This is a genomic window from Actinomadura sp. NPDC048032 (genome assembly GCF_040653175.1).
GTDB classification, from domain to species: domain Bacteria; phylum Actinomycetota; class Actinomycetes; order Streptosporangiales; family Streptosporangiaceae; genus Spirillospora; species Spirillospora verrucosospora.
The window spans coordinates 1-11,537 of record NZ_JBEZJP010000257.1; the positions used below are offsets into that span (position 1 = coordinate 1).

At 70.3% G+C, this 11,537-nt stretch carries 12 protein-coding genes; 7 read left to right on the top strand and 5 right to left on the bottom strand.

Annotation, left to right across the window (positions count from 1 at the left end; genetic code table 11):
- On the top strand, window positions 1–263 hold a 263-nt coding region (locus AB0C69_RS27525; protein WP_360358124.1), incomplete at its 5' end, for a hypothetical protein.
- Window positions 264–450: 187 nt separating this feature from the next.
- On the opposite strand, the gene AB0C69_RS27530 is transcribed toward AB0C69_RS27525, so the two are convergent.
- Window positions 451–2,427 (bottom strand): DUF2075 domain-containing protein, encoded by a 1,977-nt coding sequence (locus AB0C69_RS27530; RefSeq protein ID WP_360358125.1) that lies wholly within the window; start codon window positions 2,425–2,427, stop codon window positions 451–453.
- Between the two features lie 803 nt (window positions 2,428–3,230).
- Here AB0C69_RS27530 and AB0C69_RS27535 point away from each other — a divergent pair.
- From AB0C69_RS27535 to AB0C69_RS27555, 5 genes are all read left to right on the top strand, one after another.
- The gene (locus AB0C69_RS27535) at window positions 3,231–3,548 is read left to right on the top strand and encodes a hypothetical protein (protein WP_360358126.1); all 318 of its coding nucleotides are present in this window, start codon (window positions 3,231–3,233) and stop codon (window positions 3,546–3,548) included.
- Window positions 3,545–4,582, top strand: a complete 1,038-nt coding sequence (locus tag AB0C69_RS27540) for a peptidoglycan-binding protein (RefSeq protein WP_360358127.1) — start codon at window positions 3,545–3,547, stop codon at window positions 4,580–4,582. The genes AB0C69_RS27535 and AB0C69_RS27540 overlap by 4 nt, the downstream gene beginning before the upstream one ends.
- On the top strand, window positions 4,579–5,280 hold the full coding sequence (locus AB0C69_RS27545) for an ABC transporter ATP-binding protein (RefSeq protein WP_360358128.1): 702 nt from the start codon (window positions 4,579–4,581) through the stop codon (window positions 5,278–5,280). The genes AB0C69_RS27540 and AB0C69_RS27545 overlap by 4 nt, the downstream gene beginning before the upstream one ends.
- The gene (locus AB0C69_RS27550) at window positions 5,277–6,458 is read left to right on the top strand and encodes an ABC transporter permease (RefSeq protein ID WP_360358129.1); all 1,182 of its coding nucleotides are present in this window, start codon (window positions 5,277–5,279) and stop codon (window positions 6,456–6,458) included. Before AB0C69_RS27545 ends, AB0C69_RS27550 begins: the two co-directional genes overlap by 4 nt.
- Before the next feature lie 76 nt (window positions 6,459–6,534).
- On the top strand, window positions 6,535–6,897 hold the full coding sequence (locus AB0C69_RS27555) for a hypothetical protein (RefSeq protein WP_345177290.1): 363 nt from the start codon (window positions 6,535–6,537) through the stop codon (window positions 6,895–6,897).
- Between the two features lie 7 nt (window positions 6,898–6,904).
- Here the strand turns inward: AB0C69_RS27555 and efeU are convergent, their stop codons facing one another.
- The 4 genes from efeU to AB0C69_RS27575 form a co-directional block, all read right to left on the bottom strand.
- A complete protein-coding gene (gene efeU / locus AB0C69_RS27560; RefSeq protein WP_345177287.1) occupies window positions 6,905–7,768 on the bottom strand; it encodes an iron uptake transporter permease EfeU in 864 nt (287 codons plus the stop codon).
- A 91-nt stretch (window positions 7,769–7,859) separates the two neighbouring features.
- On the bottom strand, window positions 7,860–9,065 hold the full coding sequence (locus AB0C69_RS27565) for a ribonuclease D (RefSeq protein WP_345177618.1): 1,206 nt from the start codon (window positions 9,063–9,065) through the stop codon (window positions 7,860–7,862).
- Window positions 9,066–9,279: 214 nt separating this feature from the next.
- On the bottom strand, window positions 9,280–9,846 hold the full coding sequence (locus tag AB0C69_RS27570; protein WP_360358130.1) for a DUF3000 domain-containing protein: 567 nt from the start codon (window positions 9,844–9,846) through the stop codon (window positions 9,280–9,282).
- Window positions 9,847–9,988: 142 nt separating this feature from the next.
- Window positions 9,989–10,201: a hypothetical protein gene (locus tag AB0C69_RS27575; protein ID WP_345177284.1), complete on the bottom strand. Its 213-nt coding sequence runs from the start codon at window positions 10,199–10,201 to the stop codon at window positions 9,989–9,991.
- A gap of 229 nt (window positions 10,202–10,430) precedes the next feature.
- Here AB0C69_RS27575 and hemE point away from each other — a divergent pair, with 229 nt between their 5' ends.
- Entirely contained in the window at window positions 10,431–11,444 is a 1,014-nt protein-coding gene (hemE, locus tag AB0C69_RS27580; protein WP_360358131.1) for a uroporphyrinogen decarboxylase, read from the top strand.
- Window positions 11,445–11,537 lie beyond the last annotated feature (93 nt).

Sequence of the window (11,537 nt, forward strand, 5' to 3'; positions counted from 1 at the left end):
CCGCCCAGGCGGAGAAGGAGTCGGCGCAGCGCGACGCGGCCGCCGCCTGGGGCGAGGTGCAGCGCGCCCGCGGCCAGGCCGAGCAGGCCGACCGCCGCGCGGTGGAGGCGGAGCGGCGCGTCACCGAGGCGCAGACCGAGTCCGCGGCGCGATTGGGGTCGGCCATTATGGAAACAGATTCCTCTGGCGTCATCCACTGGAAGATCGCGAGGAGTTCTCCCGCTTCCCCGGCTAGGGCCATCGCGAGATTCTTTGGTGTATGAAATACTTCCCAGTTTCGTTTCGTTGCGAACGAGTTCAATAGTTGCTGCAAGTCTTCGATGCTAAAAGAGTCCATGTTCTTCTGTCTTCGAGTTAATTTGACAATCGGCGTTTGGCGGTGTCTGAGGACAGAGTATAAAGCACTTCACTCCTGCTTCGGGCATAGCCTCGCCAAAAGTCTACCCTTTTCTAGAAGAAGGATTCTTGAACTGGCGTGGCGAACTGTCCGCGGCCGATTTGTTTCGCTGTCTCGGGATGTAGTCGTTGTAGGTCGCTCAGTGCGGCCTTCAGGGATGGGATCTCGAGTTTGCCCAGCATGCGCTGGGTCGCCTCGTCGGTTGAAAACAGTACGACTCCGTACTTCCCTCTGGTCGCCAGTACCCTGTACACGTTGCGAATGAGGTCATGTTTATTGCTGCTTCCCGTCCGTGTGTCGAAGTTCCGTCCGGACGTCCAGCCGCCTTCCCGCCACGTGTAGTCGGGGCCCATGATGAGACCGGCATAGTCCCAGTCAAAGTTCTGCGCTGTGTATATGCAGCCAATCTGCTCGAACCCCTTGGGATCGGTGGGCCACATGTTGCGGTCTGGTATGCCCCGCTTGGCGTTGCCCTTGTGTGCATTCCATGGGCGCTGCCACTCTCCGATCTTCACATCAGGCGAGAGTCTTCCGCCGGGCAGCGGTTGCTTCGTCCACTCCCAGCAGTAGCCCGCCACCATACGGGCGGAGTGCCCGAGGGCGATCTGGAATCTGAGATAATTCTCCATATCTTGGGGCGATTCGGCCAGAAGCAGTTGGAAGTCACCGCCCTGTTGCCAGGGCTGTGGTGCGGGACTGTATCCGAGAAGTTGCTCCACCCAGTCGACGTATCGAGGGCAGTTGCCGTGCCGAAATTGACGCCCCAATGTAATCTCGTGAATATTTTCTGGCGCTACTTTCAGTTCTAGAGCTGCTTGACGTATGAGCTCGGGCGTGCCCACCTCGTTGCGTGCGACCACCTGGTGCGGGTCCAGAAGAAAAACAGGCACTCTCGCCGCTTCTATAATTTCATGGACCTGCGGCTTGTCGTTCCGGAGTTCGGCTTTGGTGTAGCGCAGATTCGAGTCTTTCCGAAGTCGGTGTGCCTCGTCGACAATCAGTGCGTGCAAGTCATTTCGAGTGCGATTCCTGTGGTTATGAAAATAGGTGAAGATTTCCGCAATCGGCTTTTCTCGACTGCCGACATATTTCCGCAGGTTCTTGCCGAACGCTGAACTGCCGGAAGCATGCACAGCGGCTCTGCTCAGTCTGCTCAGGCGGCCGAGCAACTCGAGCGCGAGAACGCTCTTTCCCGTGCCAGGGCCGCCGATGATAATGAAAATCTGCTTGTTGTCTTCCGTGATCGCCTCGCCGACCGCTCGAACAATGCGATCCGCGGCCTCCTGCTGTTCATCGAGTAGGACAAACATCTCGCGTTCGGAAACTGCCTGTGCTACACAACGCATGAAGGCATCAGTGGGGCGGACATGTGCGTGTTTGATGTCCCGGAGATGTTCGGCGGCTCTCTGCGGCCGTACTGTGTTGGACAGAAAGCTGGCGAACTCTGCTTTCGCGGAGGCGTCCCCGCCGTAGATCCTCACTCGGTCCTGTATCTCTTTCGACAGTCGGAAGTGTGGATGGCGGATCGCCTCGATATCGGAAGTATCGGCGTTGTGGAGATTGACTGCCGCGTGAATTCGATCTGTGAGTATGGGCATATAGCGTTCCAGGGACCTGCAGTAGTTCCATACCTGTTCCGCTGGATGCAGACTTCCGTCGCGCTTGGCGCCGGGGTGAACAATCAGCTGGGTTCGGGGGTTGACCCGTGCCCGAGACCACTGCTTGTTCTCGATTGCAACAACCGAAGGTTCGTGTGGGGAGGAGGGGTTGGAGCCGACCACAAGCATGTCGATGCGCGCGTCATTGGAGAGGACGTTCATCTCGAGGATGACCATCACTTCCCCAAGCCCGGCCGAAATCAGTATCTCAAGAACAGAGGGAATGCTGTTGCGCCAAGAAAGCTTCTCTCCTGGACTGATGTCAATGCCGAACAGTTTTCCGGCGAGGTGTTCGAGCCTGTCCACCAGGTGATCGATTTTCATCGAGTGAAACTCTGCTGCGCTGCCGGCGAGCAAGTAACGTGACTTCAAGTATATCTCCTGAAGTGGGCAATGATCTCCATGCTATGGAGCGGAGGGCAGGCTCGTACTTTGTCGTAGCTCACTTGAGAGGATTTTTAATCCTTTTCGTATTGGTCGCTTGCATTATACCCGCAGCATAGCCCCTGCCTATGACACTGGACGAGGCCCGCTCTAACTCGGTTCTCCTCGTAGGCTGCTCGGATCGCGGCCGACGATGAGGATTCCCGCTTCTCGAGTTCACGGCGGACGTACAGGGGTGCACCTCCGCCCTGTTGGTGGAAAGTTCTTACCCTTGGTGGGTGTCTCGGCAAGTGAGTCATACAGCGAGCGGCTAGCTGTCGTGACAGATTTCGGACGGCCGTATCTGCGTTCGCAGGCTCCTCCTGAAGTAGCAGCCGTGCCGCACTAGCCCCACGGGCTCGACCGGAAGGTGAAGGACGGATCGCTTGAGAAGCGATCAGCGAGCCTGCACTACTCAAGCGAATCTTTGGGTTTCGGCAGGCGAGGCCCATCCCGGGATGTCCAAGGGGCTCGGCCGCTCAGAGCTCCAGGCCTGATGCGGGTTTAACCCTCTGGGGGCTCTTATGGGCGGGCCGGGGCAGGGTGCTTCGGGGAGAGGGCCGACCATGAGGGTTTGGGTTCTGGGTGTTGTCGCGGGGCTTGTGCTGGGTGTCGCCGGGTGTGGGGGCGACGGGGAAGAGAGCGGGGTCGCCAGTGCTGGTGGGGTGGCCTCGGCCTCTGCTTCGCCCAGCAGGTCGGTCTCTCCGGAGGACGCTCAGCTGAAGTTCGCGCAGTGCATGCGGGACAACGGGGTGGACGTTCCTGACCCGGGGAGTGGGGACGGGCACGCGATGCGGCTGGGGAAGGGCGGTGACCGCTCGAAGCTGGAGGCGGCGCTGAAGAAGTGCCAGTCGTGGCTTCAGGCGGGCGGGAAGATGCCCGACCTCAAGGATCCGAAGGTGCGGGACCAGTACGTCAAGTTCACCCAGTGCATGCGCGAGCACGGGGTCGACATCCCGGATCCGGGGCCGGACGGGCAGATCAAGCTTCCGACCGGGCAGGTCGACCGAGGGCAGGCAGAGAAGGCGCGGGAGGCGTGCAAGGGCAGCCTGCCGGGGGTCGGGAAGTGAGGCGGGTCGCGGTCGCGGGTGGGGCCGCCGCCGTCGTGGTGGTGGTCGGCGGCGCCCTTGCCTGGAGCCGGGACGGGGGCCAGGCGCAGGGGGCGCAGATTCCGTTGGCGACGGCGGTGGTGAGCCGGGGCGATCTCGTGGACACCGAGAAGGTGGACGGGAAGCTCACCTATGCCGATGTCCGGGATGTGTGGATCGGGGCGTCCGGGGTGGTGACCTGGGCGCCGGAGGAGGGTGCGACCGTTCGGCGCGGGGAGGCGCTCCTGTCGGTGGCGGGCAAGCCCGTGACGTTGATGTACGGCGCTCGCCCCATGTACCGGGCGCTGCGTGAGGGCGCCTCCGGGAAGGACGTCCGGCAGCTCGAAGAGAACCTGCGGGCTCTCGGGTACGGCGGCATGACCGTGGACGGGGAGTTCACCGGGGCCACGACGGCCGCTGTCGAAGAGTGGCAGGACGACCGGGGGCTGGCGGAGACCGGTCAGGTCGACCCCGGGCAGGTCGTGTTCTCGGACGGGGCCGTGCGGGTGCGGGAGGTCAAGGCGCCCGAGGGGAAGCGGATCGCTCAGGGGCAGCCCGTCCTGACGGTGGCCGGGACGAGGCGGGTCGTGCACGTCGATCTGGAGGCCGACAAGCAGGATCTCGCCAAGAAGGGGGCCCGGGTGTCGGTGGAGCTCCCCGGCGGGGCGTCGGTGAAGGGGACGATCAGCGAGGTCGGCAGCGTCGCCCGGACGACCGGGTCGGGGCAGGACCAGAAGACCACGGTCGGTGTCGACATCTCGATCGGGGACGCCGGGACGGGACGGCTGGACGAGGCGCCGGTCAGCGTCGAGTTGGAGAGCGAGCGGCGCGAAGGCGTCCTGTCGGTTCCGGTGGAGGCGCTGCTGGCGCTGCGGGAGGGCGGCTTCGGGGTCGAGGTCGTCGACGGGTCCAGGCGCCTGGTGCCCGTTCGGGCCGGGGCGTTCGGCGGCGGGCGGGTCGAGGTGGCCGGGGACGGGCTGCGCGAGGGCATGAAGGTCGGGGTGCCCGCCGAATGAACGACAGGGGCGCGGACATCGTGGAGCTGGCCGGGGTGGTCAAGGAGTACGGGGGCGGTGTCGCGGCTCTCCGGGGCGTCGACCTGGTGATCGCGCCGGGGGAGCTGGTGGCGATCGTCGGGCCGTCGGGGTCGGGGAAGTCGACGCTGCTGCACATGATCGGGACGCTGGACCGGCCGACGCGGGGGAGCGTGCGGGTCGCGGGGCACGAGGTCGCGGGGCTCGGGGACCGGGAGCTGTCGGCGCTGCGGGCGCGGCACATCGGGTTCGTGTTCCAGCAGTTCCACCTCGCCGCGGGGGTGAGCGCCCTCGACAACGTCGCCGACGGGCTGCTCTACCGCGGCGTCGGGCTGCGGGAGCGGCGGGAGCGGGCGCGGGCGGCGCTCGGACGGGTCGGGCTGGCGGAGCGGACGGCGCACCGGCCGCACCAGCTGTCGGGCGGCCAGCAGCAGCGGGTCGCGGTCGCGAGGGCGGTCGTGGGCGAGCCCGACCTGCTGCTCGCCGACGAGCCGACCGGCAACCTCGACTCCGCCGCGGGCGCCGAGGTGCTCGCCCTGCTGGACGAGCTGAACCGCGCCGGCACCACCGTCGCGGTCATCACGCACGACGCGGAGGTGGCGGCGCGGGCGCCGCGGCGGGTGCGGGTCCGGGACGGTCTGATCGTCGCGGACGAGCGGGCCGGGACGGTGAGCCGATGAGGCCCGCGCGGCTCGGTGCGGGCGACGTGCTGCGCGTCGGGCTCGGCGGGATCCGGGCCCGTCCGGCGCGGGCGGTGCTGTCGGCCCTCGGGATCGCGATCGGGATCGCGACCATGGTCGCCGTCATCGGGATCTCCGCCTCCAGCAGGGAGGACCTGCTGCGGCGGCTCGACCGGCTGGGCACGAACCTGCTGACGGCGAAGCCGGGCGACACGCTGTTCGGCGACAAGGCGGAGCTGCCCGAGACGGCGCCGGAGATGGTGCGGCGGATCGGGACGGTCACGGCGGTCGGCGCGACCGGGTCGGTGGAGGCCACCGTCCGCCGCACCGACCGGATCCCGGAGGAGGTCACGCAGGGCATCGCCGTGCAGGCCGCCACGGCGGGGCTGCTCGGCACGCTCGACGTGGCGCCGGCGAGCGGGCGGGCGCTGGACGCGGCGACCGGGGGCCGTCCCGCCGTCGTGCTCGGGTCGGAGGCGGCGCGGCGGCTCGGCCTGGACCGGGCGGGCGGCCAGGTCTGGATCGGCGGCCGGTGGTTCGTCGTCCTCGGCGTGCTGCGGCCGGCGGAGCTGGCCCCGGAGATCGACCGCTCCGCCCTCGTCGGCTGGGACGCCGCCCGCCGGTACCTCGGCTTCGACGGCCACCCCACGACGATCTACGAGCGCTCCGCGGACGCGTCGGTCGGCGACGTCCGGGACGTCCTGGCCCGGACGGTCGACCCGGAGCATCCGGAGCAGGTCCAGGTCAGCCGGCCCTCCGACGCCCTGGAGGCGCGGGCCGCGGCGTCCGGGGCGTTCACCGGGCTGCTGCTCGGGCTCGGCGCCGTCGCGCTGCTCGTCGGCGGGGTCGGGGTCGCCAACACGATGGTGATCTCGGTGCTGGAGCGGCGCCGCGAGATCGGGCTGCGCCGGTCGCTCGGCGCCACCCGCGGCCAGGTGCGGGTCCAGTTCCTCGCCGAGTCGCTGCTGCTGTCGGCGTTCGGAGGCGCGGCCGGGGTCGTGCTCGGCGCGGCGGTGACGGCCGGGTTCGCGCTGTGGAAGGGGTGGCCGCCGGTCGTGCCGGCGTGGGCGCTCGGCGGCGCGCTCGCCGCGACCCTGGTGATCGGGACGGTCGCGGGGCTGTACCCGGCGGCGCGGGCCGCGCGGCTGCCGCCGACCGCGGCGCTGGCGACCGCGTGAGACTGGTCACGATCTGTCCGATCGGTGCATGATTGGGGCGACGTCGACCCGCCCTGGGGGAGGTGCCCCAACCGCCATGCCGGTGCCACGCCCGCTCCGCGAGCGCTGCAGGGAGTTCCTCGGCATCGACGGGGAGATCCGCTACATCTTCCCCGCGATGACCTACGGCGGTGGTGCGGGGTTCGTCTTCGTCGTCACCGGCGACCAGGTCGCCGTGATCTCCACCGGCCCGCTGAGCCGCAGCACCCCGAAGAGCATCTGGGGCAGCTACCCGCGCGGCACCCGGATCGGGCCGGTGGAGACGGGCGTCGGGGCGTCGTTCGAGTTCGGGGGCGCGGTGTTCGAGCTCGACGACGAGTACGTGCCGGTCGTCAACGCGGCCGACGCCGAGGTCTTCGCCCGCGACAGCCTTCCCCGCGACCCGCTGCCCGACCTGTGACGCGGCGTCAGGACGTGGGCGCCGGCTCGGTGGCCTTGGCCGGGGCGGGCTTGGACGGCGACGGGCTGCGCAGGAACAGCACCATCACCGGCACCAGGTAGGCCGCCCACATGACCAGCTGAAGCCACGTGATCTGCGGGGTGACGTTCAGGACGCCCTGGAAGACGGTCTGCATCCAGTCGCCGGCGCCGCCGAACTTGGCGAAGAAGGCGTGCGGCTCCAGCGCGACCGCGTGCAGGCCGGGGAACACCTCCGCCTCCTGCAGGTCGTGGAACCCGTAGCCGAAGACGCCGGCGGCGACGACGATGAGCGCGGCGCCCGTCCAGGTGAAGAACCGCTTGAGGTTGATCTTGAGGCCGCCGCGGTAGAGCAGGTAGCCGAGGGCGACGGCGACGGCGAGACCGAGGAACGCGCCGGTGATCGGCTGGGCGGACCCGCCGGAGGAGTTGGAGATGTTGGTCCACAGGAACAGCGCCGTCTCCAGCCCCTCGCGCCCGACGGCCAGGAACGCCACGGCCGCGAGGGCGACCGGCCCGACGTCGAGCGCGCCCTCCAGCCTGCCCTCCAGTTCGGCCTTCATGAACCGGGCGGTCTTGCGCATCCAGAAGACCATCCAGGTGACCAGCCCCACCGCGATGATCGACAGGACGCCGCCGAACAGCTCCTGCGTCTTGAACTGCATCTCCGACGACGCGGCGCTCAGCGCGATCCCGAACCCGCACGCCAGGACGACGGCGGCGCCGATGCCCGTCCAGACGGGGAGCAGGGCCCGGCGGTTGCCGGTCTTCACCAGGTACGCGATCAGGATGCTCACGACCAGGGCGGCCTCGAGCCCCTCACGCAGGCCGATGAGGAAGTTGCCCAGCAGCATCGACGTACTCCTCGGGGGATCAACACACACGTTTTAGGCAAAGCTAACCTAAGCCAGTGTGTGCCTCGCGGCCGCCCCCGTGCAAGTCCGCCTACAGCTCACCTTTGCTTTCGAGGCGGAGGAACGCCTTGGCGATCGGCTGCGCGGTGAGCTCGACCTGCCAGCCGCGGGCGCCGAGGTCGCGCAGGGCGGCGCCGATCGCGGACGGCGACGACTCCGCGGGGGGCGTCCACGCCAGCCGGCGGACGTAGTCGGGCTGTACGAGGTTCTCCGACGGCATCGAGTGCTCGTCGGCGAGCGCGGCGACGACGGCGCGGGCGGCGGTGAGCCGCTTGGCGGCCTCCGGGTCGCGGTCGGCCCAGCGGTGCGCGGGCGGCGGCCCGTCGCCGGGCAGGTTCGACTCGGGCAGCCCGCGCTCGCCGAGCTCGCGGGCGCGGGCGACGGCGCGCAGCCACGCCGACTGGTGCCGGCGGGCGCCGCGGCCCCGCATCGTCGGCAGGGCCTGCAGCTCGGCCGGGGTCTTCGGCGACTTCTGCGCCAGCTCGATGATCGCCGCGTCCTGCAGCACCCGGCCGGGGGACAGGTCCCGCTCGCGGGCGATCTTGTCGCGCGCCTCCCAGACCTCGCGGACGGCGGCGAGCGCCCGCCGGTTGCGCACCCGGTGGATGCCGGACGTGCGGCGCCACGGGTCGGGGCGCGGCGGCTTCGGCGGCGTGGTCAGGATCGCGGCGAACTCCTCGCGCGCCCACTCCAGCTTGCCCGCCGCCTCCAGCTCGCCGTGGAGCGCGTCGCGCAGCTCGACCAGCAGCTCGACGTCGAGCGCGGCGTAGCGCAGCCAGTCCTCCGGAAGGGGGCGCGTCGACCAGTCGGCCGCCGAGTAGCCCTTCTCCAGCACGAAGCCGAGGACGTTCTCGACCATGGAGCCGAGCCCCACCCGGGGGTAGCCGAGCAGCCGCCCGGCCAGCTCGGTGTCGAAGAGCCGGCGCGGGACGAGGCCGACCTCGGCCAGGCACGGGAGGTCCTGGTTGGCGGCGTGCAGCACCATCTCGGCGTCGGCGAGCGCGGCGTCGAGCCCGGACAGGTCGGGCAGCGCGACCGGGTCGATCAGCGCGGTGCCGGCGCCCGCGCGGCGCAGCTGGATCAGGTAGGCGCGCTGGCCGTACCGGTAGCCGGAGGCCCGCTCGGCGTCGACCGCGACGGGACCGGTGCCGGCGGCGAACGCCGCGATGACGCGTTCCAGGTCGGCCGGAGCGGTGAGCACCGGCGGGACGCCCTCGCGCGGCTCCAGCAGCGGGATGGCAGGGGGACCGGTGTCGGCCTCCGCGCCCGCCGGGCCGGGGCCCGGCCCGGCCGGACCGGGAACGCTCCCGGGAGGGGTCGCCGCCGTCTTCTCCGCACCGGCGCCCCGTTCGGGGCCGGTGGCGCGCGTTTCGGACACTCCCACTTCTTCCGTGTTCTCCCCCGCCGCCTCGGTTTCGGACGCTGTGCTCACGCCCCCTACCGTACGTCGCTCAGCCGCCCCCGCCGCCCGGCCGGTCCGGCAGGGCGGTCACACCGGTGGGCGGAAGCCCCGCCGTGGTGCACATCACCTCGCACCAGGCCAGCACGTGACCGGCGAGATCGTCGCCCGTCGGGGACCACGAGGCGCGCAGCTCCAGCTCCGTGGTGGAGGGCTCGTCGCTCTTGTCGCCGAAGCTCTCCGACACCGCGCGGGTGATCGTCCCCGACACCCCCGCGTAGCCGGCGGGCTCCAGGGCCTCCAGCAGCCAGTCCCACGCGACGGAGCCGATCAGCTCGTCGGCGGCGATGTCGGGCTCCAGGTCGGCGCGGATGTAGGCGACGACGCGGAAGCCGTTCGTCCATCCGGAGCGGCCCTCGGGGTCGTACAGCACGATGAGGCGGCCCATGGCGACCTCGGTGTCGTCGTCGCGGTAGACGCTGCCGGACATGGCCGCCGCGTAGGGCGCCAGGCTCTGCGGGGCGGGCATGTCCTCCAGGTCGAGCTCCGGCCGGAGGGCGGGCCCGTCGAGGATCTCGCGCAGCGTGTCGACGGCCCGCTGGAAGGCGGATGGGTTCATGGGCGGACCGGCCTGATCGCGGGGGAGGCCGGGCCCCGGCTCGGGCCGGTGGCGGCGGGGCGGGGCGGCGCCGCGGGGGGCGGCGGGAGGACGTGGAGGGGAGGCAGGCACGGCACGGGTTTCGTCTCGGGGGCCGGGCCGGTCAGGCCACGGCCCGCGCGGTGGCGGCGTCGCCGCGCGCCCGGGCGGTCTCGGAGGCCCGGGGGCGGGCCGGGGCGGTGGCGGCGGGCGGCAGGCCGACCAGGACGGCCGAGCCGCAGTCGGCGCAGGCTCGCTCGGGGCACTCCTCGCCGTGCCCGTCCTCGCACGGCGGCTGCTCGAACACCCGTTCATCACCGCAGGTGAAGCAGTACAAGGGGGAACCTCCCTCGGCTATGACACGCATCACGTTCGCACGCGCCGGTGACAGAATGCGGGACTTCGCTCGGCGTGTCCGGAAGTTCGTTGCGCCTCACGCGCCACTCCGGTGCTCTCCCGTCGGCGTTTCGTGGGACCATCACAACGTGACCGCTGACGCAGCCCGTTCGAACGACCACTCCGCGCGGACGCCTGACAACGGCGGCCTCGCAGAGAGCCCCTTCCTGCTGGCCTGCCGGCGCCGTCCGGTGCCGCACACGCCGGTGTGGTTCATGCGCCAGGCGGGGCGCTCCCTGCCGGAGTACCTGCGGGTCCGCGAGGGCGTCCCGATGCTGGAGTCGTGCACCCGCCCGGACATGATCGTGGAGATCACGATGCAGCCGGTGCGCCGGTACGCGGTCGACGCGGCGATCTTCTACAGCGACATCATGGTGCCGCTCCGGGCGGTCGGCGTCGACCTCGACATCAAGCCCGGCGTCGGCCCGGTCATCGCCGATCCCATCCGCGACGCCGCGGGCCTGGACGTGCTGCGCCCCCTCTCGCCCGACGACGTCCCGTACGTGACCGAGGGCGTGGAGGGCCTGGTCGGCGAGCTGGGCGCGACGCCGCTCATCGGGTTCGCGGGGGGCCCGTTCACGCTCGCCTCGTACCTGATCGAGGGCGGCCCGTCCAAGAACCAAGAGCGCACCAAGGCCATGATGTACGGCGAGCCGCGGCTGTGGAACCGGCTGATGGAGCGGCTGGCCGACCTCACGATCGCCTTCCTGAAGGTGCAGATCGCGGCCGGTGCGAGCGCCGTGCAGGTCTTCGACTCGTGGGTGGGCGCGGTCGCCGCGCAGGACTACCGCGAGTCCGTCCTGCCGCACGCCCGCCGCATCTTCGCCGAGATCGAGCCGCTCGGCGTCCCGCGCATCCACTTCGGCGTCGGGACGGGCGAGCTGCTCGGCCTGATGGGCGAGGCCGGGGCCGACGTCGTCGGCGTCGACTGGCGGGTGCCGCTGGACGAGGCCGTCGGCCGCGTCGAGCCGGGCAAGGCCCTGCAGGGCAACCTCGACCCGGCGGTCCTCTTCGCCCCGTGGGAGATCGTGGAGCGCCGCGCCCGCGACGTGCTGGCGCGCGGCCGCACCGCCGAGGGGCACATCTTCAACCTCGGCCACGGCGTCCTGCCGTCCATGGACCCGGACGTGCTCGCCCGCCTCGCCGACCTCGTCCACGAGGCGAGCGCCGAGGACCCGCACTAGACGGGCGGCGGCGGCCCTTGCGGGGGCTCCTCGCCCGCGCCGACGACGGCCTTCGCGGTCTCCGGCTCCGGCGCCTCCTCCGGGGCCGGTGCG

What these genes read in the sequence shown, in the direction of transcription:
- AB0C69_RS27545 (WP_360358128.1), top strand. Translation starts at nt 4,579, where the DNA reads ATGAACGACAGGGGCGCGGACATCGTGGAGCTGGCCGGGGTGGTCAAG.
- AB0C69_RS27550 (WP_360358129.1), top strand. Translation starts at nt 5,277, where the DNA reads ATGAGGCCCGCGCGGCTCGGTGCGGGCGACGTGCTGCGCGTCGGGCTC.
- AB0C69_RS27555 (WP_345177290.1), top strand. Translation starts at nt 6,535, where the DNA reads ATGCCGGTGCCACGCCCGCTCCGCGAGCGCTGCAGGGAGTTCCTCGGC.
- efeU (WP_345177287.1), bottom strand. Translation starts at nt 7,768, where the DNA reads ATGCTGCTGGGCAACTTCCTCATCGGCCTGCGTGAGGGGCTCGAGGCC.
- AB0C69_RS27570 (WP_360358130.1), bottom strand. Translation starts at nt 9,846, where the DNA reads ATGAACCCATCCGCCTTCCAGCGGGCCGTCGACACGCTGCGCGAGATC.